The organism is Limnobacter litoralis, assembly GCF_030160455.1.
Lineage (GTDB): Bacteria > Pseudomonadota > Gammaproteobacteria > Burkholderiales > Burkholderiaceae_B > Limnobacter > Limnobacter litoralis.
Genome location: NZ_BSOJ01000006.1, coordinates 89,741 through 112,263, shown reverse-complemented (window position 1 = coordinate 112,263; position 22,523 = coordinate 89,741). Strand labels below are relative to the sequence as shown.

At 55.5% G+C, this 22,523-nt stretch carries 25 protein-coding genes and 1 pseudogene; 17 read left to right on the top strand and 9 right to left on the bottom strand.

The annotated features are described in order from the left end of the window. Window positions 1-9: 9 nt before the first annotated feature. Window positions 10-1,281, top strand: coding sequence for a putative Na+/H+ antiporter (locus tag QQJ87_RS02015; RefSeq protein ID WP_284279648.1), 1,272 nt, complete (start codon window positions 10-12; stop codon window positions 1,279-1,281). Window positions 1,282-1,291: 10 nt separating this feature from the next. Here QQJ87_RS02015 and QQJ87_RS02010 read toward each other — a convergent pair whose 3' ends face one another. After that, complete coding sequence (locus QQJ87_RS02010) at window positions 1,292-1,612, bottom strand: STAS domain-containing protein (RefSeq protein WP_284279646.1); 321 nt, start codon at window positions 1,610-1,612, stop codon at window positions 1,292-1,294. 194 nt (window positions 1,613-1,806) lie between these two features. Between QQJ87_RS02010 and QQJ87_RS02005 the strand changes: the two genes are divergently transcribed. The 10 genes and pseudogenes from QQJ87_RS02005 to QQJ87_RS01965 all read left to right on the top strand — a co-directional run bounded on the left by QQJ87_RS02005 (window position 1,807) and on the right by QQJ87_RS01965 (window position 9,913). After that, entirely contained in the window at window positions 1,807-2,187 is a 381-nt protein-coding gene (locus QQJ87_RS02005; protein WP_284279645.1) for a thioredoxin family protein, read from the top strand. A gap of 5 nt (window positions 2,188-2,192) precedes the next feature. Then, a complete protein-coding gene (gorA, locus tag QQJ87_RS02000) occupies window positions 2,193-3,548 on the top strand; it encodes a glutathione-disulfide reductase (protein ID WP_284279644.1) in 1,356 nt (451 codons plus the stop codon). A gap of 106 nt (window positions 3,549-3,654) precedes the next feature. After that, complete coding sequence (locus QQJ87_RS01995; RefSeq protein ID WP_284279643.1) at window positions 3,655-4,719, top strand: type VI secretion system protein TssA; 1,065 nt, start codon at window positions 3,655-3,657, stop codon at window positions 4,717-4,719. Window positions 4,720-4,760: 41 nt separating this feature from the next. Continuing rightward, entirely contained in the window at window positions 4,761-5,180 is a 420-nt protein-coding gene (gene tssB, locus QQJ87_RS01990; protein WP_284279642.1) for a type VI secretion system contractile sheath small subunit, read from the top strand. Beyond that, window positions 5,066-6,082, top strand: a pseudogene (locus QQJ87_RS01985) (AAA family ATPase); the annotation flags it as partial. The gene tssB and the pseudogene QQJ87_RS01985, both read left to right, overlap by 115 nt. Continuing rightward, the gene (locus QQJ87_RS14630; protein ID WP_348534575.1) at window positions 6,074-6,448 is read left to right on the top strand and encodes a hypothetical protein; all 375 of its coding nucleotides are present in this window, start codon (window positions 6,074-6,076) and stop codon (window positions 6,446-6,448) included. The pseudogene QQJ87_RS01985 and the gene QQJ87_RS14630, both read left to right, overlap by 9 nt. Beyond that, window positions 6,429-7,829: a caspase family protein gene (locus tag QQJ87_RS01980; RefSeq protein WP_284279641.1), complete on the top strand. Its 1,401-nt coding sequence runs from the start codon at window positions 6,429-6,431 to the stop codon at window positions 7,827-7,829. The genes QQJ87_RS14630 and QQJ87_RS01980 overlap by 20 nt, the downstream gene beginning before the upstream one ends. 125 nt (window positions 7,830-7,954) lie before the next feature. Beyond that, window positions 7,955-8,788: an HDOD domain-containing protein gene (locus tag QQJ87_RS01975; protein ID WP_284279640.1), complete on the top strand. Its 834-nt coding sequence runs from the start codon at window positions 7,955-7,957 to the stop codon at window positions 8,786-8,788. Further along, a complete protein-coding gene (locus tag QQJ87_RS01970; RefSeq protein ID WP_284279639.1) occupies window positions 8,772-9,425 on the top strand; it encodes a hypothetical protein in 654 nt (217 codons plus the stop codon). The genes QQJ87_RS01975 and QQJ87_RS01970 overlap by 17 nt, the downstream gene beginning before the upstream one ends. 44 nt (window positions 9,426-9,469) lie before the next feature. Beyond that, a complete protein-coding gene (locus tag QQJ87_RS01965) occupies window positions 9,470-9,913 on the top strand; it encodes an RNA-binding S4 domain-containing protein (protein ID WP_284279638.1) in 444 nt (147 codons plus the stop codon). Window positions 9,914-9,938: 25 nt separating this feature from the next. Here the strand turns inward: QQJ87_RS01965 and QQJ87_RS01960 are convergent, their stop codons facing one another. The 4 genes from QQJ87_RS01960 to QQJ87_RS01945 all read right to left on the bottom strand — a co-directional run bounded on the left by QQJ87_RS01960 (window position 9,939) and on the right by QQJ87_RS01945 (window position 12,296). After that, the gene (locus QQJ87_RS01960; RefSeq protein WP_284279637.1) at window positions 9,939-10,442 is read right to left on the bottom strand and encodes a peroxiredoxin family protein; all 504 of its coding nucleotides are present in this window, start codon (window positions 10,440-10,442) and stop codon (window positions 9,939-9,941) included. Between the two features lie 29 nt (window positions 10,443-10,471). Then, window positions 10,472-11,128: a BON domain-containing protein gene (locus QQJ87_RS01955; RefSeq protein ID WP_284279635.1), complete on the bottom strand. Its 657-nt coding sequence runs from the start codon at window positions 11,126-11,128 to the stop codon at window positions 10,472-10,474. Beyond that, a complete protein-coding gene (locus QQJ87_RS01950; protein WP_284279634.1) occupies window positions 11,115-11,717 on the bottom strand; it encodes a phosphoheptose isomerase in 603 nt (200 codons plus the stop codon). The genes QQJ87_RS01955 and QQJ87_RS01950 overlap by 14 nt, the downstream gene beginning before the upstream one ends. A 63-nt stretch (window positions 11,718-11,780) precedes the next feature. Next, the gene (locus QQJ87_RS01945) at window positions 11,781-12,296 is read right to left on the bottom strand and encodes a YraN family protein (protein ID WP_284279633.1); all 516 of its coding nucleotides are present in this window, start codon (window positions 12,294-12,296) and stop codon (window positions 11,781-11,783) included. Here QQJ87_RS01945 and rsmI point away from each other — a divergent pair. Further along, window positions 12,295-13,197, top strand: a complete 903-nt coding sequence (rsmI, locus tag QQJ87_RS01940; protein ID WP_284279632.1) for a 16S rRNA (cytidine(1402)-2'-O)-methyltransferase — start codon at window positions 12,295-12,297, stop codon at window positions 13,195-13,197. The two genes, QQJ87_RS01945 and rsmI, sit on opposite strands and share 2 nt — an antisense overlap. A gap of 64 nt (window positions 13,198-13,261) precedes the next feature. Here the strand turns inward: rsmI and dksA are convergent, their stop codons facing one another. From dksA to QQJ87_RS01925, 3 genes are read right to left on the bottom strand one after another with little or no spacing between them, the layout of a single operon-like run. Next, the gene (gene dksA / locus QQJ87_RS01935) at window positions 13,262-13,687 is read right to left on the bottom strand and encodes an RNA polymerase-binding protein DksA (RefSeq protein ID WP_284279631.1); all 426 of its coding nucleotides are present in this window, start codon (window positions 13,685-13,687) and stop codon (window positions 13,262-13,264) included. A gap of 56 nt (window positions 13,688-13,743) precedes the next feature. Continuing rightward, entirely contained in the window at window positions 13,744-14,733 is a 990-nt protein-coding gene (locus QQJ87_RS01930; RefSeq protein WP_284279630.1) for a CobW family GTP-binding protein, read from the bottom strand. 58 nt (window positions 14,734-14,791) lie between these two features. Next, entirely contained in the window at window positions 14,792-15,817 is a 1,026-nt protein-coding gene (locus tag QQJ87_RS01925; protein ID WP_284279629.1) for an MBL fold metallo-hydrolase, read from the bottom strand. A gap of 96 nt (window positions 15,818-15,913) precedes the next feature. Here QQJ87_RS01925 and QQJ87_RS01920 point away from each other — a divergent pair, with 96 nt between their 5' ends. Continuing rightward, a complete protein-coding gene (locus QQJ87_RS01920) occupies window positions 15,914-17,095 on the top strand; it encodes an isovaleryl-CoA dehydrogenase (protein ID WP_284279628.1) in 1,182 nt (393 codons plus the stop codon). A gap of 35 nt (window positions 17,096-17,130) precedes the next feature. Beyond that, window positions 17,131-18,972 (top strand): bifunctional isocitrate dehydrogenase kinase/phosphatase, encoded by a 1,842-nt coding sequence (gene aceK / locus QQJ87_RS01915; protein ID WP_431310064.1) that lies wholly within the window; start codon window positions 17,131-17,133, stop codon window positions 18,970-18,972. On the opposite strand, the gene QQJ87_RS01910 is transcribed toward aceK, so the two are convergent. Beyond that, a complete protein-coding gene (locus QQJ87_RS01910) occupies window positions 18,969-19,688 on the bottom strand; it encodes a nitroreductase (protein ID WP_284279627.1) in 720 nt (239 codons plus the stop codon). The two genes, aceK and QQJ87_RS01910, sit on opposite strands and share 4 nt — an antisense overlap. A gap of 136 nt (window positions 19,689-19,824) precedes the next feature. On the opposite strand from QQJ87_RS01910, the gene QQJ87_RS01905 reads away from it, so the two are divergent. The 3 genes from QQJ87_RS01905 to QQJ87_RS01895 all read left to right on the top strand — a co-directional run bounded on the left by QQJ87_RS01905 (window position 19,825) and on the right by QQJ87_RS01895 (window position 22,520). Beyond that, window positions 19,825-21,342 (top strand): flavin-containing monooxygenase, encoded by a 1,518-nt coding sequence (locus QQJ87_RS01905; protein ID WP_284279625.1) that lies wholly within the window; start codon window positions 19,825-19,827, stop codon window positions 21,340-21,342. A gap of 99 nt (window positions 21,343-21,441) precedes the next feature. Next, window positions 21,442-22,035: an N-acetylmuramoyl-L-alanine amidase gene (locus QQJ87_RS01900; RefSeq protein WP_284279624.1), complete on the top strand. Its 594-nt coding sequence runs from the start codon at window positions 21,442-21,444 to the stop codon at window positions 22,033-22,035. After that, on the top strand, window positions 22,029-22,520 hold the full coding sequence (locus tag QQJ87_RS01895) for a hypothetical protein (protein WP_284279623.1): 492 nt from the start codon (window positions 22,029-22,031) through the stop codon (window positions 22,518-22,520). The genes QQJ87_RS01900 and QQJ87_RS01895 overlap by 7 nt, the downstream gene beginning before the upstream one ends. Window positions 22,521-22,523: the final 3 nt, after the last annotated feature.

Here is a 22,523-nt window from a genome sequence, read left to right as displayed (position 1 = left end):
GGCTTAAGGATGACCCCCAGCACCCTGCAATGGATTGCCGCTTTGTTGTTTGCCGGCGCTCTGGTTCACACGTTTTCAACCAGCTGGTTTGAAAAGCGGGCTCACCACAGTGTTCATCACTCAGGGCTTTGGCATCTGTTGGGTGAGGTCGAGGCGGTGTTTGGTATTTGGGCCTTTTTCCTGGTGCTGGCCATGGCTGTGGTCGGGGGCATGGATCAGGCGGTGCAATACGTCGACACCCGCCAATACACAGAGCCACTGTTTGTATTCGTGATCATGGTGGTTGCAGCCAGCCGGCCCGTGCTTGAGGTCGCCCGGCTGCTTGTGCAAGGCATGGCCAAACTGCTGCCCATGAATGACAGCCTGGCAAAGGTCTGGTTGGGCTTGTTCATGGTGCCGCTGATGGGTAGCCTGATTACAGAACCCGCGGCCATGACCCTAGCCGCGCTGCTGCTGAAAGACACCTTGTTTGCCCCCAACAATCCCAAATGGGTGCGTTATGGCGGTTTGGGGGTGTTGTTTGTCAACGTGTCCATTGGTGGTGTACTAACCTCCTACGCTGCGCCGCCGGTGTTGATGGTGGCAGGCACCTGGAACTGGAACACCGCGTTCATGCTGGCCCAGTTTGGCTGGAAGGCTGCCTTGGGTGTGTTGATCAACGCCAGTGTCTTCGCATTTTTTGCGCGTCAGTCTTTGTCTTCGACCACAGCAGCCAGCCCAGTTCCTTCAGAGGACGCCCAACTGGCGCCGGTGCCCGCATGGGCCATGGGGGTGCACCTTTTGTTCTTGGTGGCGGTGGTCTTGTTTGCGCATCACCCCGCCGTCTTTATGGGTGTGTTTTTGTTCTTTTTGGGTTTTACGGCGGCCTACAGCGGTTTCCAGTCGCGGCTGTTGCTTAAAGAGGGCCTGCTGGTGGCCTTTTTCCTGGCGGGCCTCGTCGTGCTGGGCGGAATGCAGCAGTGGTGGCTCCAACCCGCGGTAAGCGGTCTGCATTCGGATGTGCTCTTTTTTGCGTCCATGTCGCTGACCGCGATCACCGACAACGCGGCACTCACCTACCTTGGATCGTTGATTGAGTCCACCACGCCTGAATTTCGATACGCTTTGGTGGCGGGGGCGGTTACTGGTGGTGGGCTGACTGTGATTGCAAATGCCCCCAATCCCGCTGGCTTGTCTTTGCTCAAAAGCCAGTTTGAAGACGAATCGGTGTCTGCACTTGGCCTACTGTCGGGTGCTTTATTGCCGACAGCCTGCGCGGCGGCTTGCTTTTATTGGTTGTGAATGTGGCCAGTCAGGCGTTTTCGGCCTGCTCGATGTCAAACACCTGATCAAGGTGAGACAGACGCATCAGCTTTTCGACCGAAGTGTGCAATTCGAGCAGGCGGATTTTTTCGTGGCTTTGCAAGGCCATCAGTTTGGCCAGGGTGACCAAACCCACCAAGCCGCTTGAATCAATCATGCGGACTGCCGCACAATCGATGTCGATGCGGGTAATTTTGTTCAAACGCGGACGGGTTTCCGATTCGAGAATGTAAGAACTGGCACCATCCAGACGCGGTACTTCCACCTTGACTTTCAAGACATTGTTTTCAGTGTTGAATGTGAAATCCACAATATTGCTCCTGGGCCGCAGCGCCATTGAATGTCATTACACTACAATAAATGCATGAAATTTCAAGGTTTAACTGACAGTTAAAACGTAATTTTTCCTATTTCACTCCTTTCTGGTCACTTTGGCAATTCCCTTTTTGCGCAAGGGCTTGCCTGTTCTGGTAATGTGGAGTGGTTTTAAAAAACTAGATGCACATGGTTTTGACAATTACCTGCCTTTGCGCAGACTGGTGCGGCCTCTGCCGCGATTTCTCATCGACTTTTCAGCACCTGGCGATGGAGCATCCGGAGCATCGTTTTGTCTGGCTGGACATCGAAGACAGCCAAATCTGGCAGGACGAGGTGGACATCGAAACTTTTCCGACCCTGCTGATTACGGACGATGCCAACAATTTCCGCTTTTTTGGTCCGGTGCTACCCGGCGTCAAACAGTTAAATCGCCTGCTGGAAGAGGCGCAACAAGCCGGTTTTCGCGCTGCCCCGCCCGCCGAGTTGCAGCCTTTCCTGCCTCGGCTGAAGGCGCATGTTGAGCACAAAGTCAAAACCCTGCAGGGCAATTTTATGGTGAGTGAATAAGCAAAATGAGCGACCAAACAGAATACGATCTTGTCGTTGTAGGCGGTGGATCTGGCGGCGTGGCTTGTGCCCGTCGTGCCGCTTCTTACGGGGCCAAAGTGGCCCTGGTCGAGGGCAGTCGCTTGGGCGGCACCTGTGTCATCCGAGGCTGCGTGCCCAAAAAGCTGCTGATGTATGCGTCGCAATTCGGTGCGCAGCTGCGCGATGGTCTGCAGCCGGGTTGGGTGGTTCATGAGGCGAGCTTCAGCATGCAGGCCTGGCAACAGGCCAAACAGACTGAGATTGACCGCTTGGAGGGCATTTACGCCAAGATGCTCCAGAACAGTGGCGTCGAGGTGTTGCGGGGTTGGGCAAGCCTGCCCGATGCCAACCATGTCCAGGTGGGTCAAACGGTGTTGGCAACGCGGCGCATCTTGATTGCGACCGGTGGCACGCCCAATCGCACAGCCTTTGAAGGGCTTGACATTGCGCCGACCTCCAATGAACTGCTGGATTTGACTGAATTGCCCGCGCACATCGGCATTGTGGGCGCAGGGTACATTGCGATGGAATTTGCCTGCATCATGCGGGGGTTGGGTGCTCGGGTGTCGGTCTACTATCGGGCAGATTTGCCGTTGCGGGGGTTCGATTTGTCCCTGCGGCAGCGCGCGGCAGAGGCCATGCAGGCGCAAGGCATTGAGCTTCATCCCCATTCAGATTGCAAAAAGCTGGAACGCGTTTCAGATCAATTTGTGCTGCACACCCAGACAGGCGCCCATCGATTTGATTGGATATTGAATGCCACAGGGAGATCGCCCAATACGGAGGGGCTTGGTCTCGACAGGTTGGGCGTGCGCCTGGGCGCAGCCGGCGAAGTGCTGGTGGACGAATGGAATCGCTCGTCAGTGCCGGGCCTGTTTGCGGTGGGCGACGTCACCAATCGCGTTAATTTGACGCCTGTTGCGATTGCTCAGGGCCGCGCACTGGCCGAGAATGAATTCAATGGAAAAAACCTGACGGTCGATCACAACGCGATCTCTTCAGCCGCTTTTACCAGCCCACCGATTGCAACAGTCGGGTTGACCGAGGAGCAAGCTGCAGCCAGCGGTCCCGTTCGAGTCTTCGAAACTGCATTCAGACCCATGAAGACCGCCTTTTCAGGCGGCAATCAGCAAACCTACATGAAGCTTGTGGTTGATGATCGCACAGATCGCATTTTGGGCATTCACATGCTTGGCGATGACGCACCTGAAATGATCCAGGTGTTGGGCATTACTTATGTCATGGGTGCGACCAAGGCAGATTTTGATCGCACGGTGGCTGTTCACCCCACCTCGGCAGAGGAGTGGGTGTTGATGCGAGAGATTAGTCGTCGAGTTTGATGGTCCAGGAAGCCCTCAGGACGGGTGATCCCCCCTGAGGGACGATTTTTCCCTTCGTCGCTTTACTTGTTATTTTCACGCCTTCGCTACCTGGTCAGAGCATCGCGTGTCCCATTCTGTTTCAGCCCGCCAGTCCCCTCATCGCTGGGCAACCGCCATCCGCAACAACACCGATTTTGGCATCGACCTCGAGTACGACAATGCCTGGCTGGCCTTGATGCAGGCTGCGCAGGGCAAACCCGAAACGCAATTTGAATCGGCCATTCCACCAGACTGGGTCGGCGTGATGAATCAGTCGGAGAAGTTGTTGGATGAAAGCCGCGATTTGCGGCTCGTTGCCCTTTGGGCTGAGGCTGCGCTGCGGCTTCACGGTTTGCAGAGCCTTCCCGAATCCCTTCATATACTTTGCGACATGATGGAATCAGGCTGGAATTTCATATTCCCAGCACTGGATCCCGACGATGCGGACCCTTACGCCCGGATCAATGTCATCGAGGGCCTAGGGCGGGGTGGTAGTTTCTATCAGTCGGTGCGTGAGTCCCGCATCTTTGAAATACCTGCCGTGGGCGTGGTCAACATACGTGCGCTAGAGGCTTTGCTGGATGCCGCAAGCTATCCTGACACACACATTCAATTTTCCCGCGAGCAGGTTCATCAATACCTGATTGAGCAGCCCGCATTGCTCGGCACCTTGCATCAACTGATTGAGGAAACCAGAGTTGCCTTGCAGCGATGCGGCAATTTGCTGAATTCCCTGGCGCAAGGGCATCAAGCCAGCAGCCTTGCCGATCTGGCTGGGTTGTTGGGTCGCTTGGGGCAGGTGTTGCCGCCCCCAGTCACCGACAGTGAAATTGCGCCGGTGCCTGTGGCTTCCGTCACTTCAATCACAGCGGCGCCGGCTGATTTCCCCCGCACAGCAACGCCCGACTCAAGCTGGGTGCCCGGTGGCATTCAATCCAGGCGGCAGGCGCTTCGTGCAATCGACGAAATATGCATTTATCTCGAAAACGCGGAACCAACCAACCCTGCCCAGTTACTACTCAAAAGGGCGCGGCGTCTGATCGACAAAAATTTTCTTGAACTGGTCAAAGATCTGGCCCCCGACGCACTGGTTGAGGTTGCCCGAATCATGGGTGTGGATCCCGAAGATTTGCAGGCAGGCTCCCAGTGATTTTTATTTTGAATGTTTACATCTTTGAGTGAGAGATTCCCATGAGCGGACAAAAATTCGTTGGTCGCAACCGGGCACCCCGGGTCCAGATCGAATACGACGTCGAGGTCTATGGTGCGCAGAAAAAGGTGCAGTTGCCGTTTGTCATGGGCGTCTTATCTGACCTGTCTGGCAAGCCTGTCGAGCCCCTGCCACCAGTTGCAGATCGTGAATTTCAGGAAATTGACGTCGACAACTTCGACAGCCGCATGAAAAGCATCAAGCCGCGCGTGGCTTTTCAGGTGCCCCCACCTTGGCCGATCACCATGGCGTGGTGCTGCTCGATGAGGCCGTGGGTGCAGCCGTCTCGCTGTCACATCGTTACATTCCTGCAAGGCAGTTGCCAGACAAGGCGGTCAGCCTGCTGGACACTGCGTGTGCCCGAGTTGCCATTTCCTTGCGGGCCACCCCTGCACCCATAGAAGCTCAGTGGGCAAAGCTCGCCGCCTTGCAGGCCGAGCGCCAGGTGCTGGAGGCTGAAGTGGCCTTGGGCCGGAATCACGAGGATCGACTTCAGGATTTGACCACTGAGCAGGAATGCGTTGAGGACGCGCTGAATGCGCTTTGTGCGCAATGGGCCAATGAAAAGGAGTGCATCGATGTGCTGACCAGGAATGCAGCCGATTCCGAGGCACAAGCGCGCTTGATGGCCGTGCAAGGTGAAACACCCTTGATGTTTCCCCGGGTGGATGCCCAGGCGGTGGCCAGCGTGGTGGCCGATTGGACGGGCATTCCGGTGGGTCGAATGGTCAAAAATGAGATTGACAGCATTCTGAAGTTGGCCGACACGCTGTCAGAGCGGGTGATCGGGCAGAACCATGCCCTGGAACTGATTGCACGGCGTATTCAGACCAGCCGTGCCAGACTGGATGATCCGAACAAGCCGGTTGGTGTGTTCATGCTGGCGGGCACTTCCGGAGTTGGAAAGACAGAAACTGCGCTGGCCTTGGCAGAGAGCCTGTATGGCGGTGAGCAGAATCTGGTGACCATCAACATGAGCGAGTACCAGGAGGCCCACACCGTATCTTCCTTGAAGGGTGCGCCACCGGGCTATGTCGGTTACGGCGAGGGTGGCGTGTTGACTGAGGCAGTTCGCCGCAAGCCGTACAGCGTGGTTCTGCTGGATGAGGTGGAAAAGGCCCATCCAGACGTGCACGAGCTGTTTTTTCAAGTGTTCGACAAAGGTGTGATGGAAGACGGAGAAGGTCGGCAAATTGATTTTCGCAACACATTGATCCTGCTGACCACCAATGTGGGCACCGACGAGTTGATGCATTTGTGTCGACGTGGCAACCACCGCCCCGCACAGGATGAAGTGGCGGCAGCCATTCGCCCTGCTTTGCTGAATGTCTTTCCTCCAGCCCTGCTGGGTCGTCTGGACGTGGTTCCGTTCTATCCACTCAATGACGCCATACTGGCGGGCATCGTGAAACTGCAGCTGGAACGAATTCGCAAACGAGTCACACTCAACCACCGCATTGACATGGTGGTTCAGTCTGCCGTGGTGGATTTGATCGTTGAGCGTTGCAATGAGAGCGATTCAGGGGGGCGAGTGGTGGGCTCCATTCTCAGCAACAAGCTTTTGCCAGAAATCAGTCGTCGCCTGTTGCAGGCCAGCCTGATTGGGGAAAAAATTGAAAAACTGGTGTTGTCCTGTGAAGACGGGGAATTTGTCTACGAATTTGCCTGAAGAGATGCCTGGATCGAGCGCACGCCGCCGCTTTCTCAAGCAGGTGGTGGCCGGGGTTGGCTTGCCGGGCGTTGCTTTGGCAAGCCGGCTGGCTTTCGGCCATGATATGCCCAGTAAGACACCAGACCGGCAGACGCGTTTTGCGTTGTTGGTCGGCAATGGGCTTTACCCTGCGCCCTATGATTTGCCCCCTGTGCATAAAAACGTGTTTGATTTGGCCCAGGCACTGGCCTACCGCGGTTTTGATGTCACTCAGGCGCTGGATCTGGATGCCGCTTCCTTTGAGCAAACCCTGACGGAATTTATTGCCCGAATCGCCAGTGTGCCGGATGCGCTAACCCTGTTTTACTACGCCGGTCATGGCATGCAGGTCAATGCAAGCAATTTGCTGCTGGGGTCCGGGTCCAGCCCAAAATTGGCCAAACCCGACTTGCTGGCGCAGTCAGTCATCCTGCAGAACAACCTGCTGGCCCGGTTGCCGCAGCGCGATTCTGCGGTCAACATCACCGTGATCGATGCCTGCAGAACGGACATTCGAGCCGCCGTGGGCGATGCCGACGGGCTGAATCAGGTGGAGGCTCCCCTGGGCAGCATGGTCTGCTTTTCAACAGCGGCAGGCCGGCCCGCCGTGTCGCCAGCCAGTCCTGATCAGAATACGTTTTACACCGCATCCCTGGTCAAAAAGCTGCGAGGGTTGCCCGATCACACCACGTTTGCCGAGTTGTTTCAGTTAGTGAAGGTGGATGTGGAACAGACCATGTTGAATTTTCCGGTGGAGGCCATACGACAGCTTGCACAGGTCCCGTTTATCGCAGACAACACCCGGCGCAAAGTGGCTTTGGCCTGGCACAAGCCAGGGGCGGGCGATCGTCTTGAACGGGTGCCAACGGATGAAGAGAAGACACGCTGGGCCGCCTTGCAGCCCATATTTTGGCCCGTTGATCTGATTCGAGACGCGCAGCAGTTTCTGAGCGATTACCCGGACAGTGCTTTGCGCGATCAGGTGGGGTTGGTGCTGGAAGGTGCAAAAAGGGCTTTGAGCATCCTGCGAAGCAACGAGGTCCACCTGTACAAAAGCAGCTTTACCACGCCTCAGAAGACGGACACCTCGCTTGAGGATTTAAGCCGGGCTGGCCGGGGTGACAAAGACGCCGCCGCCCGCATTGGTCATGGGTATCGACAACTGGGCGGTGAGGTGGCCTTGTTGCGTTTTGAGGGCTGGATGCAATTTGCGGCGGGCCTTGGCAATGGCATTGCAAGTTATGACCTCGCCCTGTATTACAGGGACACGGGCCAGGCGCTGCTTGCTGCGCAGGCTGAGGCCCGTGCGCGGGCCCTTGGATATGTCCCCCCGCGCAGCCTTGGCCATGAACGCAAGTAGTACAAACGGGGGATAGGGTCAAAATAGACCCCATTATCCGATTTCCTCGACCCATCGCTTCCTCAAAACCGGTGCAATATGACACCATGTAAACCAATGCAGTGCGGGTGTGCGAGGAGAATATCTTGAGTAGTCCAATGGAAAAAATGCTGGACAGTGTTCGTGTGTTGCCTTCCATTCCGAAGGCACTGCAGGAAATACTGTTGACGCTGAACAAAGAGAACACCGGCACCGCCGATGTGTGCGTGCCTTTGTCCGCAGACCCCGCCTTGACTGCAAAAGTGCTGCGCATGTCCAATTGTGCCCATTTTGGGCATTCCAGACAGATTGCCACGGTGGAAGAAGCCGTGTTGATGGTGGGTATGAGTGCCGTGCGCACCATGGTGATTGCCTCGGGTTTGATGGGATCTTTTTCGGACATTCCCGGCTTTGACATGCAGCGGTTTTGGCGACTGTCGCTGTTGTCTGGCAACCTGGCCCGTGAAATTGCCCGTAAAACCGATGTGCCCGCTGAAGAAGCCTACACGGCAGGTTTGATGCACGGTTTGGGCATTTTGGCCATCCATGGCGCATTTCCCGAACCCGCCTCTGAAATCGACAAGGTCTGCGGTGACCGAAGCCCGTGCGACCGTGCCGAGCTTGAGTTCGATCAACTGGGCTTTCATCATGGCGATGTGGGTGCTGAAATCGCCCACCGTTGGCACCTGCCCGATCAAATTGCCAATGCCCTGCGGTATTACGCTTACCCAAGGCGCAGTGGCGCATCCGACATGGCGGCCGTGGTGCATTGTGCAGTCGCTTTTGCCATGGATTTGGTGGATGAAGCGCCTCAGGATCAATGGGGTCATCGCATCCACCCGGCATTGTCTCAACGCCTGCACATCGATTGGGACAAGGTGTCCGATCGTGCCACCCTCTACCTCGCAATGCGGGACATGGTCAATGACATGGTGTCTTGAGCGCAGCTGTCGGGCATTGTGGTGCCTGATTGCTGTTGTGGCCCTGAGCGCCTGCAATCCGAATTCGGCCTTGACCAAGGACAACCTGCTGCGCGGCGCGCGCGCGGAGACCTTCATTCTGAATCATGGCGCCCTGTGCGCACGCCTGCCCTCGCTGGAGGCTGTTGACCTCTATTCCCGCGGTGTTCTGCCCGAACAAAGCGCCGCCGCTCGGCAGGTTCACGCCTGGGACATGTCGGGGCTTCTCAATATTTTCAAGACGGACGACAACCGGTGGGTGATGTTGCCTTCGGAAGGTCTCAAAAAACTGGGTCGGGTTCACTTTCGAACGGATGCCAAGGGTGACAATGACGCGCTGTGTTTTGGGCGCCTTTGGGTGGACGAGGTGATCAGCTACACCAAGAACAAGCCATTGGGCATTCCTGATGCGGTGACTGCCCGGGTTCGCGTCAGTTTGAAAGACGCGTTCATGTTGAACTACTTCAAGGGTCTGTTGGTGGAATCTTACGATCCATCCGCCTTTACGCTTGAAAACGGCAGTGCCTATGCAGAGACGCTGATTAACGGCTTTCAGGTGGACATGGCTTTGCGACCCACGGACGCTGGCTGGTATTTTGCGCGAAACCCTTTGCCCTGAATTTGGCATAATGGTTGCACTGGCAGTACAACAAAGGATCGAATTTGAGTCGCGGCAACAAAGGCAACACAGCGCCATCGCCTGAGAAAGGCAAGCAGGATGTCCAGAAAGTTCGCGTTGACAAATGGCTGTGGGCGGCCCGTTTTTTCAAGACCAGGTCGCTTGCCACCGACTGCGTGGAATCGGGCAAAGTTCGTTGCAACGACGAACGCATCAAGCCTGCCTATGGCGTGCAGGTGGGCGATGTCATCAAGCTGCCCGTTGTGTGGGATGAGATCGTCGTTCAGGTGACTGGGTTGGCGGACAAGCGCGGCAGTGCCGCCATTGCCCAAACCCTGTACCAGGAAACCGAAGAAAGTCGGCAGGAACGCAAACGCCGTGCTGAAAACCGCAAACTGATGAAAGACCCTTCGCTTGAAATCAAGGCGCGCCCCACCAAGCGGGATCGGCGTGCCATGGACAATTTCCGCTGGGGCGAGGCCGAATAGGCCAGTGCTGGTGTTTGTACCGGGCTCAGCCTTTGTCCGACAATGCCTGATCAATCAAGGCGTGTAGGGCTTTGAAATCAGGCTGCCCGACATAGGTTTTGATGATGTTGCCTTTTTTGTCCAGCAGATAGCTGGTGGGCGTAACCTGCACATTGTTGTAGGCCTTTGCTGCACTGCCATCCAGGTCGAGCGCGACGTCGAAAGGCAGATTCCTCGTTTTGGCGAAGTTCACAACGTAATCAGGTCGGTCGTAGCTCATGGCCACCGCAATCGTTTTGAATCCTCGGCCCTTGAACTGGTTGTAGGTGTCCACAACCCCCGGCATTTCCTGAACACAGGTGGTGCAACTGGTTGCCCAGAAATTCACAAACACCACCTTGCCCGCGTAATCCGCCGGTGTCAGGGTGGTTCCCTCAATGGTTTTGAAGGCAATTTTTGGGGCTGATTTGTCGAAACACCCGGTGAGCCCACTCATCAAAACCAGCAAAGCCAAAGTGCGGGCTGCCGTTTTAAGTTGTCTGTTCATCATGGTGTTTCAACTCCTTTTGTTTCAAACGCTTATCGAACGTTGCCCCCTGCATCGGGGTTCGAATTGGTGTTCGGTGTGGCGGTCATGGTTTTCAGTTCGGCCTCGGAAATAGGGTCGATCACCTTGACGACACGGGTTACACCGGACACCCCGGCTGCAATTTGCGCCGCCCGATCGGCTTCACGCTCGGTGACCAGGCCCATCAAATACACAGAACCTGCCTCTGTGGTCACTTTGAATGCGTTCCCGAATACGTCTTGCGCGTCCAGCAGAGACGCCTTCACCTTGGTGGTCAGCAGCGTGTCGTTGGTGCGCGAGGTCAGCGAACTGTTGCCCGCAATCTTGATGTCATTGGTCACCAGGTGCAGGTTGGCAATATTCGACACGGCGCCCTCAACCCGGCGACGCGTGGTTTCATCCGGGGCTTCACCCGTCAACAGCATGTGTCGATTGTACACGGTCACATTGACGTGCACAGTGTCGCCAAAATCGCCGCTGATGATGTTGGTGGCTTTCAGTTGAATGGTTCGATCTTCGACCTGTGTGCCGACCGTGCGGCGATCGCTGGCGGCCAGCGTGGAGGTGGTCAGTGCGGCGGCGGCGCCGAAAAAGCAACCGCTGAGCAGGGGCAGCGTGAGTGCAAGGGCAACGGTGGAGCTGATTGCGGCTTTTTTAATCTTCATCATTTTCTTCTCCAAGCAAAACCAGGTCGATGCCGTCGCAAATGCAATGGATCGACAAGAGGTGAATTTCCTGAATGCGCGCAGTTCGGTTGTGCGGCACGCAAATGTGTATGTCGTTTTCCTGAAGCAGGTTGGTGACCTGTCCGCCCCCTTTGCCGGTGAGCGCCACCACTTGCATTTCGCGCTGGTGGGCCGCTTCAATGGCCAGGGTGATGTTTTTCGAATTGCCGCTGGTGGTGATGGCCAGCAACACGTCGCCAGGTTGTCCAATGGCAGCAACCTGCTTTGAATACACTTCGTTGAAGCTGTAATCGTTGCCAATCGCGGTCAGCGCCGAGGTGTCTGTGGTCAGTGCGATCGCTGCAAGGCCGGGGCGTTCGCGCTCAAACCGGCCCACCAGTTCAGCGGCGAAGTGCTGACAATCAGCCGCTGAGCCTCCGTTGCCGCAGGCCAACACCTTGGACCCGTTGGTGAGCGCGCCCACCATCAGTTCGATGGCCTCTGCAATGGGCCCGGCCAGTTCTTCAGTGGCCTGCTGCTTGGCTGCAATGCTTTCGTCAAATTGGTGGGTTACCCGGGTAATCAGATCCATGTTGTAGGCCCTGTGTTTGTTTTTCAGATCGCCCTATTATAGGTGAGCGCCCTGTAGAACGCCTTACTCAGACAACAGCCACGCGTTTTGTATCCATTGCAAATCAGTATTTTCTGAGACGGCAACCACATCAAAACGCATCGACTTCCAGTTTTGTTGACCCCGGCGCACCCACCACAGCTTCGCGCATTGGCTGATGCGGTTCTGCTTGCTGTGCGTCACACTGCTGGCTGCGTTGCCATGGCTGTTGCCATTGCGAACCCGAACCTCAACCACCACGGCAGTTTGCCCGTCCTGCATGACAAGATCGAGTTCCCCACAGCGGCAACGGTAATTTTGCTCGATCAGTGTCAAGCCACTGGCCAGCAGGTATTCCAGTGCCCGTTCTTCGCCCCGTTGCCCACGCTGGTGTCTGACAGTCGCCTGATTGAGCCGGTGCTGGGCGGTTTCTGGGTCTTTAGCGCCGTCTTTCAACGCTTTGGCTTTCCAGGGAATGACCGGTTTTTTGCTGCGCTGTTTGCGCTGTCCCCACGGAATGGTCGACAATGCGGAGGCTTTGGATTTGGATTGGATGGACATGTCAGACACGGATGAATTGAATGCGGACTCGGTGATGCATTTTGCATTGCCCGATGCCCCCACCCTCTATGTGGTGGCGACGCCCATCGGCAATCTGGGGGATTTGACCCCGCGTGCGCGCGCTGTGCTGCAACGGGTTGACCGCATTGCCGCCGAAGACACGCGCAACACAGGCAAGCTTTTGAATGCGTTGGGCATTCGCAAGCCTTTGATGGCGCATCACGACCACAACGAGGCAGACAGCGCAGGCGGCATTGTGGCCTGCTTGCAGCGAGGTGAGTCCGTTGCCTTGGTCAGTGACGCCGGGACTCCCGCCGTGTCAGACCCGGGCGCCGTGCTGGTTCGAGCGGTTAGCGAGGCGGGCTTTGCCGTGGTGCCTGTGCCCGGGGCCAGCAGTGTTTTGGCGGTGGTGGCGGCCAGTGGACTGGTTGATGGACCCTTTACATTTCAGGGCTTTTTGCCGCCCAAGGGCAAGGCCCGGCTGGACAAACTTCAGGTTTGGCTCGCCAGGCCAGAGCCACAGGTGGTTTTTGAAGCGCCACATCGCATTTTGCAGTTGTTTGACGATCTGTTGACCGTGCAGGCCAGCGATCGCACGGTGTGTGCCGGCCGTGAAATGACCAAGCAGTTTGAAACGTTTTACCGTGGCACTGTCAGTGAAGTGTTTGAACGCGTGAAAGCCGATGCCTATGCCGAAAAGGGGGAGTGGGCGTTGGTGTTTGCCGGACAGGGAGAGAGCCAAGACACAGCGGAGGCTGCCGGGCAAACGGAAGAATGGATTAAAGCCCTTTTGGCACACTTGCCGCCCAAAACCATTGTTCAAATGGTGACGCAGGTCACGGGTTTGCCCAAAAACCAGGTGTACAGCCAGGTGCTTGAGCTGGCGAAGCAAAAAGACTGAGTGCAAACAAAAACGCAGAGCGCTGGGGCTCTGCGTGGGTGCTGTGCAGCTCGACGGTGCGGGATCAGTCGCCGTACATTCTCTGCTTGAGTTCCCGGCGCTGCTGGGCTTCAAGCGACAGCGTGGCCGTGGGGCGGGCGAGCAGACGGGCAACGCCGATGGGGTCGCCGGTTTCCTCACACCAACCGTATTCGCCATTGTCAATTTTGGCCAGGGCTTGTTGCAGCTTTTTCAGCAGCTTGCGCTCGCGGTCACGGGTGCGAAGTTCCAGCGCATGTTCTTCTTCAATGGTGGCGCGGTCTGCAGGATCAGGAACCACCACGGTTTCGCGCAGGTGTTCCGTGGTTTCATCGGCGTTGGCCAGAATTTCCTTTTCCATGTCCTGAAGCCGCTGCCGAAAGAAGGCCAGCTGCACGTCGTTCATGTAGTCCTCTTCTGGCATCGCGAGCAGCTCGGCTTCGCTGATAATGGGCGTCTTTTCCGTCGTCATAATTTGTAGAGCCTCTGATCAATCTGGTAATAACTGACCTTATACCAGTATATTGTTTAACGAGCTAGACATAGCTCCAACCCTTGGGTGATAAAGTCTTTGGGCAATTTCCTGCCAATAAAAACCACTTTGCTTTCTTTTTTTTCTTTGGGCTCCCATTTTCGCCCCCAGTCCAGCCCCATCAACATGTGAACCCCCTGGAAAAGCGCGCGTCTGTCGCTGCCTTTAATGTACAGGATTCCTTTATACCGCAACATGTCAGCGCCGTAAACTTGGGTGACGGAACCCATGAATTCTTCGAACTTTGCGCCGTCAAAGGGTTTGGTCTGCTTGAACACGAAGCTTTGAATTTCATCGTTGTGGGAGTGCTTGTCTTCGTCCAGAAAGTCAGGGACGATGTCAAGAATGGAGTTCAGGTTGAAACCGCGCACATTCAGCAGTTTGGCGATGGGGGCCACGCCAAAATTGCTTTCCATTTGCTCGGCACGGGCGTTCATCTTGGCCAGTCGCTTTTTCAGGGCATCCACTTCGCCGGGCTCGCAGAGGTCGATCTTGGACAACAAAATTCGGTCGGCAAAGCCCACCTGTTGTTGAATTTCGCGGTGCTCGTCCAGCTGTTGCATGCCATGCTTGGCGTCTACCACGGTGATGACGGCATCCAGAATGTAGCTTTCGGCCACCAGGTCATCCACAAAGAACGTTTGGGCAACAGGGCCCGGGTCTGCCATGCCGGTGGTTTCAATCACCACCTGATCGAAGTGAATTTCACCTTTTTTGCGCCGCGCTGCCATGTCGCCCAATATGCGCACCAGGTCGCCGCGCACGGTGCAGCACAAGCAGCCATTGTTCATTTCAACAATGTTTTCCTGCTCGTTTTGCATCAGCAGGTCATTGTCGACGCCTTCTTCACCAAATTCGTTTTCAATAACGGCGATTTTAAGGCCATGATTTTCTTTGAGAATTCGGTTCAGCAGGGTGGTTTTTCCGCTGCCCAGAAAGCCTGTGAGAATGGTGACCGGGATCAGGGGTTGGTTGTTGGCGCTCATGGTGTCTGCTTCACTGCAAAATTGGGAATTTCAGGTAAATGGGGGCGTTTGTTTGATTTTAAAGGGCTGAAAACGTCCAGACGCCCTCGATGGCTTTGCGTTGTACCAAGCCTTTGCGCCACAGGTAATGCAAGTGGGCGATGGCCTCGCCCATGGCGAAGCTGGTCTGATGGCCATCCATTTCACGTTTGAACAGCACGGAAATGGCCTGACGGGCAGACAGCCCGCCTTTTTCCCGCACCGCCTCAAGCAGTTCGTTCAGGCGGTGGTCGTGGTGGCGCAGCAATTGGTCGCACCGGTCGCGAAGGCCCTTGAAAGGAACGCCATGTGAGGGTAGCACTGTGAGTGAGTCGGGCAGGGTTCGCATGGTTTGAACCGATTGCAGAAAGCTGAGCAGGGGGTTGCCTTCGGGCTCGCTGCCGTACACGCTGACATTGGTTGAAATGGTCGGCAGCAGCATGTCGCCGCTGATCATCAGGTTCAGGCTGTCACAGATCAGGCTGATGTGTTCGGGGCAATGGCCGTAACCCGCCATGCAACGCCAGGTGTGACCGCCAATCTCAAGCGTATCGCCGTCCTGAATCCGCAGGAAGTTCAAAGGGGGCTCAGGAACCAGCCGCGCGAACAGCCCTCCACGCGCTTTCTGGGTTTCATCCGCTTTCTGGTCGTTCACCAGGCCGTGAGAACTCATGAACTCGGCCAGTGTGTGTGAATCAAAACCGGGCAAGTTGGCGCACAGTGCGCGCGCCGCGAAGTACTCGGAGGCCGACATCAGCACGGGTGCGCCGTGCTTGCGCGACAGCGGCCCGGCCATGCCGATGTGATCGGGGTGTGCATGGGTCACAACAATGCGCCCCAGCGGTTTGCGCGTAAAAAGCTGTTGCTCGATCTGTTCCCAGATGGCGGCCACATCGGGCAGGCCTGCGCCGCAATCAACCAAGGTGTATTGGGTGTCTTCTTCAATCAGCCACACGTTGATGTGGTCCAGCTGAAAGGGCAGAGGCAGGCGAAGCCACAACACGCCGGGGGCCACGGGGGTCAATTCGCCGATGGTTGGCGGCTCGTACAGTCTTTCAATACCCATTTGTGTTTTATTATCCTGTGCAACGTTGCTACTGATCAAACGATTGATTGTAGGGCATGATGATCAAAATACCAAAATGAAGGGCAGGAGACTTGAATGATGAATATTCCCGGTTTGCAGTTTGACCTTGGTGAAGACATAGACGCGCTGCGCGAGGCGGTGCAGGCCTTTGCCAGCAAGGAAATTGCACCTTTGGCCGCTGAAATCGACAAAACGGACCAGTTTCCAATGCAGTTGTGGAAAAAGTTCGGCGACATGGGCTTGCTGGGCCTGACGGTTGAAGAAGAGTTGGGCGGTGCCGGCATGGGCTATCTGGCCCACATTGTGGCCATGGAAGAAATTTCCCGCGCCAGTGGATCTGTGGCGCTCAGCTATGGTGCGCATTCCAATTTGTGTGTGAACCAGATCCGCCGCAACGGCAATGACTGGCAGCGCAAAACCTTCCTGCCCAAGCTGATCTCTGGCGAGCACGTGGGTGCCCTGGCCATGAGCGAACCGAATGCAGGATCAGACGTGGTTAGCATGCGCCTGCGTGCCGACAAGCAGGGCGACCGATATGTGCTCAACGGCAGCAAGATGTGGATCACCAACGGGCCTGACGCCGATGTGCTGGTGGTGTATGCCAAAACCGACATGGCTGCAGGCCCACACGGCATTACAGCGTTTTTGATCGAGAAGGGTTTCAAGGGTTTTTCAGTGGCGCAAAAGCTGGACAAGCTGGGCATGCGTGGCAGCCACACTGGTGAACTGGTATTTGAAAACTGCGAAGTGCCCGAAACCCACGTGCTGGGGCAGGTGGGGCGTGGTGTCAATGTGCTGATGAGTGGGCTGGACTTCGAGCGGGCGGTGTTGAGCGGCGGGCCGCTTGGCATCATGGCGGCAGCCATGGATGCAGTGGTTCCTTACGTGCACGATCGCAAGCAGTTCGGTCAAAGCATTGGTGAATTTCAACTGATTCAGGCCAAATTGGCCGACATGTATTCGACCATGATGGCCACGCGCGCCTATGTGTATCAGGTGGGCAAGGCCTGTGACAAAGCCACCAAAGACATCGTTCGCAGCTTGCGCAAAGACTGTGCGGGTGCCATTTTGTACAGCGCTGAAAAGGCGACCTGGATGGCGGGCGAGTCCATCCAGATTCTGGGCGGAAACGGCTACATCAACGATTACCCCACAGGCCGCTTGTGGCGCGATGCCAAATTGTATGAAATTGGCGCGGGCACCAGCGAAATTAGACGCATGCTGATTGGGCGTGAGCTGTTTGCCGAAACGATGTAAGCTAGTTCGACTTCATTCATTTGACCCGAACCCGCATGAAAAGAACCAGCCTTGACCTGATGACACTGGACGAAGACATGAGTGAACTGGTGGAAACCAGTGGCATGACGGAGGAAGAGGAGCGCGAGCTGTCCAAAAAGGTGGCGTCTGACATTCTGGCCGGGTTCGACAAACACTACCGGCTGTTCAGGTACTGTGCGCAGCAAGCCAAAAAGCTGTTCGAGGAGGGTGATTGGCACCTGATTCAACAGCTGGCTCGCGACCGGATTGATTTTTACGACGAACGCGTGCGTGAGGCGGTGGATGTACTGCGCCGCCACTATGGCAACAAACTCAGTTCGGAATCGGTATGGTCCAAGGTGAAAACCCGCTATGTGACCTACCTGGTGGATCACAAGCAGCCGGAATTGGCGGAAACGTTTTTCAATTCCGTGATCACCAAAATGCTGCACCGGGATTACTTCCACAACCGCTTTTTGTTTGTGCGCCCGGCGGTCAGCACCGAATACGTGGAAAGTGACCCACCCTCGTATCGCAGCTATTACCCGGCCAACCCCAAGAGCGGCGGCCTGCGCAAAACCTTGCGCAAGCTGATTCTGGATTTCAACCTGAAGTGTGAGTTTGTTGATCTTGAGCGTGACTTGCGTTACATCGTGCACGCAGCGCGTCAGGTGATCGCTCGGCCAGTCAAAGTGGACCAGGATTTGCAGATTCAGGTGTTGTCGAGTCTGTTTTTCCGCAACAAGGGCGCTTACATCATCGGCAAACTGATGAACGGCAACATGCCACAGCCGTTTACCATTCCCCTGTTGCGCGACTCGAATGGTCGCCTGTACGTGGACACAGTGCTGTTCAATGTGCAGCAAATTGCGACCCTGTTTTCATTCACGCGGGCGTACTTTCTGGTCGACATGGAAACGCCGGGTGCCTACGTGCAGTTTTTGCGTACCCTGCTGCCCAACAAGCCCAAAGCCGAGATGTACACCATGCTGGGCCTGCAAAAGCAGGGCAAGACCTTATTTTATCGAGACTTCTTGCACCACCTGAAGCACTCGCACGACGAGTTCATCGTAGCCCCGGGTATCAAGGGTTTGGTCATGGCGGTGTTTACCTTGCCCTCCTACCCGTATGTATTCAAGCTGATCAAAGACAAAATTGCACCCAGCAAGGAAATTGACCGGCAGGGTGTAATTCGCAAATACCGCTTGGTGAAAGAACACGATCGAGTGGGCCGCATGGCCGACACTTGGGAATATTCCTTTGTGGGCTTGCCATTGAACCGGTTCTCACAAGAATTGCTGGACCATTTGAAAGAAGAATGTGCCTCGTCACTGGAGTTTGAAGATGGCCTGGTGATTATCAAGCACCTGTACATTGAGCGTCGCATGACGCCGTTGAATATCTACCTGCAGACCGGTACCGAGGCGGAGGTGGAGCATGGCATCACGGAATACGGCAATGCCATCAAACAATTGGCCGCAGCGAACATTTTCCCGGGCGACATGCTGTTCAAGAACTTTGGTGTTACGCGCCTGGGCCGCGTGGTGTTTTATGACTACGATGAAATTGAGTACATGACAGACTGCAATTTCAGACGCATTCCGGAGGCGCCCAACCCCGAGGCTGAAATGTCATCCGAGCCTTGGTATTCCATCGGCCCGAAAGACGTGTTTCCCGAAGAATTCGGACACTTTTTGTTGGGCGACCGACGGGTTCGAGCCGCCTTTTTGGCGCGTCATGCCGACCTGCTTGAATACGAGTTCTGGCAAAACCGGAAAGAGCGCATCACGACGGGCCACATCGAGGACATCTTCCCTTACTCGGAAACGGTCAGATTCACCAATCGCTTCATTAAAAAAACAGCCCCGGCGGATTAACGCAGCGGCAGCAGCATTTCCTGGGTGGTGATTTTTTCAGGCTGAAACCGGTTAACAGGCAAGTCCGCCTCAAACCCCAGAGCCACACCACACAACAGCTTGTACTGAGGTGGAATGTCGAAGTGCTTGTCGAGCGGTGTCCGGTACAAGCCCAGTGCACCCTGCGCGCAACTGCCCAACCCGGCATTGGTGGCGGCCAGCATCAGGCTTTGCAGGTAAATGCCCGCATCCAGCGGGCCGTAGGGGCCGGTTTCACCGTGTACAAATACGAAAACGGCCGCCGGCGCGCCAAAAAACCGGAAGTTTTCAGCCATTTGGGCCTCGCGGGCGCGGATGTCTTTTCGGTCGATCCCCAGGGTGGCGTACAGGCCCAGGCCACATTCAAACCGGCGTTTTTGCAAGTCTTTGGGGTATTTCAGCATAGGCTTGAAATCGCCATCGGGAATGCCCGGGCTTTTGGTGATCAGGGCTTTCAATTTGCCCAGTGTGCCACTGCGTTGCAGTTTGGCACTTTCGATGTAGCGTGCGTACAGCGTTTTGCGCAAATCCTCCAAAACCTCGCCAGTGGCCACTGCAATTTTGTAAGGGTGGGTGTTGGACCAGCTGGGCGACAGGCAGGCCTGAGCCAATACATCGTTCAGGGTTTGGGGGTCGATTGGTCGTGGTAAAAACGCGCGGACGCTGTGGCGCTTTTGGAGTGCTTCCGTAAATTCCATGCTGATTCTCTGCCCATTGAATTGTTTTTTCAGAGTTTAGAGCCTTTCCTCGCAAACAGAGGTTGCCAGACTTCAAATCTTTGGTTTAATGTGACAATCAACAAAGTCAAATAACCCAAACAACAGGGGACAATCCATGAGTAACACACACGTTGATGTACTGATTATCGGCGCCGGTCTGTCTGGCATTGGCGCAGCCTGCCACCTGAAGCAGAAATGCCCGACCAAGCAGATTGCCATTCTTGAGCGTCGTCAGAACATCGGTGGCACGTGGGATTTGTTCCGCTACCCTGGCATTCGGTCTGATTCCGACATGTTCACGCTGGGTTACAGCTTCAAGCCCTGGAAGGGCGACAAAGTGCTGGCCGATGGCCCAGCCATCAAGAACTACGTCACCGAGGCTGCTGACGAGTTTGGCGTGACCCCCAACATTCACTTTGGCTTGAAAGTAATCAGCGCCGAATGGACCACCGAAAACAACCGCTGGACAGTCACTGCGCTGGAAGAAGCCACCGGAAAAACCAAAACATTCACAGCCGGGTTCTTGCTCGGTTGCACCGGTTACTACAATTACGACACGGGCTACACGCCCGATTTCCCGGGAATCAGCAAGTTCAAGGGCGAGGTGGTGCACCCCCAGAAATGGGACGAAAGCATCGATTACACCGACAAGCGTGTGGTGGTGATCGGCAGCGGCGCAACCGCCATTACCCTGGTGCCCGCCATGTCTGACAAGGCCAAGCATGTGACCATGCTGCAGCGTTCACCCACTTACATTGCGTCCATTCCCTCGGTTGACCCGGTCAGCACGCAATTGAAGAAGTTTTTGCCCGATTCGGTGGTGTACACCATGGGCCGCGTGCGCAACATCGGTTTGCAGCGCCTGATTTTCAAGCTGAGCAAGCAACGGCCTGAAACCATCAAGCGCCTGTTGCTGACCGCCACCAAGCGCCGCATGGGTCCCGATTTTGACATGAAGCATTTCACCCCCAGCTACAACCCTTGGGACCAGCGTTTGTGCGTGGTGCCAGACAGCGACCTGTTCAGGGTGCTGAAAAGGGGCAAGGCGTCGATTGTGACCGACCACATTGACCAGTTCACCGAGAAGGGCATTCAGCTCAAATCAGGCGAGACACTGGAAGCCGACATGGTGGTAACAGCCACCGGTCTTGAACTGTTGATCATGGGCGGCATTGCCATGAAAGTGGACGGCAAGGAAATGGGTGTCAACGAGAGCATGAGCTACAAAGGCGTGATGATCAGCAACATCCCGAACATGGCGATGGTGTTTGGTTACACCAATGCGTCTTGGACCTTGAAAGCCGACCTGGCCAGTGAATACGTGTGCCGCCTGCTGAATTACATGGATGAAAAGGGTTTTGGACGTGTGGTTCCACGCAATGACGGTGTCGAAGTGACTAAGGCCCCCTTGCTGGACCTGGAAGCCGGTTACGTAAAGCGCGCAGCCGACCGCCTGCCCAAGCAAGGCTCCGAAGCCCCTTGGAACATTTTCAACAACTACCTGAAAGACTTGCCTGTGCTGAAGTACGGCAAAATTGAAGACAAGGCGCTGGAATTTGGTGCACCCAAGCCCCCGGTCCGAAAGAGCCTGATCGGCCGTGTAACGGCACCTTTGCGTGCGGTAATGGGTTGATGTGACTTCCGGCAGTCATACTCGTACCTTGTTCGAGGTACGGGTTTGACCCTCTGAAAATACTTGGTCTAAGGTCGTGATTTTACTCGGGCCAAGAGAATGCTTAACGTCAATCTACAAGGCGGCGTGATCAACCGTCGCATTCGGCTACATCTTCTCCCGTCACTTGACCATGGCCCAATGCCGACGGTCCATGGCATCGTCGTTCATCAGACTGACAGTGACACCGCAACCAGCACGTTGAAAGCTTATGAGCATCAGGCCAGTGGCGCGCATTTTTTAATTGACAAAGATGGCAGTATTTTTCAGACCATTTCTGTGTACCGTAAGGCTCAGCATGTCGGTTGGCTGAAATCAAGGTGTCTGGCCACGCATGTTTGCAGTCCTACCGAGTTACACAATCTTCGTGGCAAGTCACCCGGTAAGGCCATTGGCCGTGTTGAAGCTGCAAAACCATGGCCGAGGCGCTACCCTTCAAATTCAGATTCCTTTGGCATCGAATTAGTGGGAAAAGCACTGCCCAACAGCATGGGTCAACTGATTTATGAAGCACTCACCGAGCTTCAGCAAGCGTCATTGAAATGGTTGGTAAGCGAGTTGCAAATAACGTTCAAGTTACCCACAGTGGAAGTATTTCGTCATCCCGTTGTGTCTTGGAAAAATGCCACAGAGGCGGAGTCCGCGCGATGGTAGGTGAAATTCGATTCAAATCGATCTCTCTTAAACGCATTTTTGTCTTTTGGATCGCTGTCTTCTTTTGCGCGAGTGCATCTGCAATTAACTCAACGGGTGTAAGCGAGGTCGAAAATACACCGCTTAATCTGGACACGGTGTTGAGCTGCGGGGAATGGAAGGAAGGAGATGCGTTTGGCTATTACCGACTTCTGGTTGTTGCTGTCAATCAAGGCGCCGGAGACGAGGTTTATCTCCAGAAAGTCAGAAGCAGTATTGAAAATACCCAAGCAGGGATTGTGTGGACTCAGGCCATCGTCGAACTGAACAATGAACACGATCAATATCAGCTTGATCATGCGAGTTGTGAAGCCTTGTCTCGTAATTCAACCTTTGTGCTTTCGATGACGCACGAGGATTCCCCCGTGGGAAAGTTTGAGCGATTTTTGATCATTCCGGATCAGAGAAAGCGGTATATTCTGCGAAAGAAGATGGGATCCAGATGAAAC

Bases quoted from the DNA above. Each gene is read 5' to 3' on its own strand.
- QQJ87_RS02015 (WP_284279648.1), top strand. From the start codon at position 10: ATGACCCCCAGCACCCTGCAATGGATTGCCGCTTTGTTGTTTGCCGGC.
- QQJ87_RS02005 (WP_284279645.1), top strand. From the start codon at position 1,807: ATGGTTTTGACAATTACCTGCCTTTGCGCAGACTGGTGCGGCCTCTGC.
- gorA (WP_284279644.1), top strand. From the start codon at position 2,193: ATGAGCGACCAAACAGAATACGATCTTGTCGTTGTAGGCGGTGGATCT.
- tssB (WP_284279642.1), top strand. From the start codon at position 4,761: ATGAGCGGACAAAAATTCGTTGGTCGCAACCGGGCACCCCGGGTCCAG.
- QQJ87_RS01970 (WP_284279639.1), top strand. From the start codon at position 8,772: ATGACATGGTGTCTTGAGCGCAGCTGTCGGGCATTGTGGTGCCTGATT.
- QQJ87_RS01960 (WP_284279637.1), bottom strand. From the start codon at position 10,442: ATGATGAACAGACAACTTAAAACGGCAGCCCGCACTTTGGCTTTGCTG.
- QQJ87_RS01955 (WP_284279635.1), bottom strand. From the start codon at position 11,128: ATGATGAAGATTAAAAAAGCCGCAATCAGCTCCACCGTTGCCCTTGCA.
- QQJ87_RS01950 (WP_284279634.1), bottom strand. From the start codon at position 11,717: ATGGATCTGATTACCCGGGTAACCCACCAATTTGACGAAAGCATTGCA.
- rsmI (WP_284279632.1), top strand. From the start codon at position 12,295: ATGTCAGACACGGATGAATTGAATGCGGACTCGGTGATGCATTTTGCA.
- QQJ87_RS01945 (WP_284279633.1), bottom strand. From the start codon at position 12,296: ATGTCCATCCAATCCAAATCCAAAGCCTCCGCATTGTCGACCATTCCG.
- dksA (WP_284279631.1), bottom strand. From the start codon at position 13,687: ATGACGACGGAAAAGACGCCCATTATCAGCGAAGCCGAGCTGCTCGCG.
- QQJ87_RS01930 (WP_284279630.1), bottom strand. From the start codon at position 14,733: ATGAGCGCCAACAACCAACCCCTGATCCCGGTCACCATTCTCACAGGC.
- QQJ87_RS01925 (WP_284279629.1), bottom strand. From the start codon at position 15,817: ATGGGTATTGAAAGACTGTACGAGCCGCCAACCATCGGCGAATTGACC.
- QQJ87_RS01920 (WP_284279628.1), top strand. From the start codon at position 15,914: ATGATGAATATTCCCGGTTTGCAGTTTGACCTTGGTGAAGACATAGAC.
- aceK (WP_431310064.1), top strand. From the start codon at position 17,131: ATGAAAAGAACCAGCCTTGACCTGATGACACTGGACGAAGACATGAGT.
- QQJ87_RS01910 (WP_284279627.1), bottom strand. From the start codon at position 19,688: ATGGAATTTACGGAAGCACTCCAAAAGCGCCACAGCGTCCGCGCGTTT.
- QQJ87_RS01905 (WP_284279625.1), top strand. From the start codon at position 19,825: ATGAGTAACACACACGTTGATGTACTGATTATCGGCGCCGGTCTGTCT.
- QQJ87_RS01900 (WP_284279624.1), top strand. From the start codon at position 21,442: ATGCTTAACGTCAATCTACAAGGCGGCGTGATCAACCGTCGCATTCGG.
- QQJ87_RS01895 (WP_284279623.1), top strand. From the start codon at position 22,029: ATGGTAGGTGAAATTCGATTCAAATCGATCTCTCTTAAACGCATTTTT.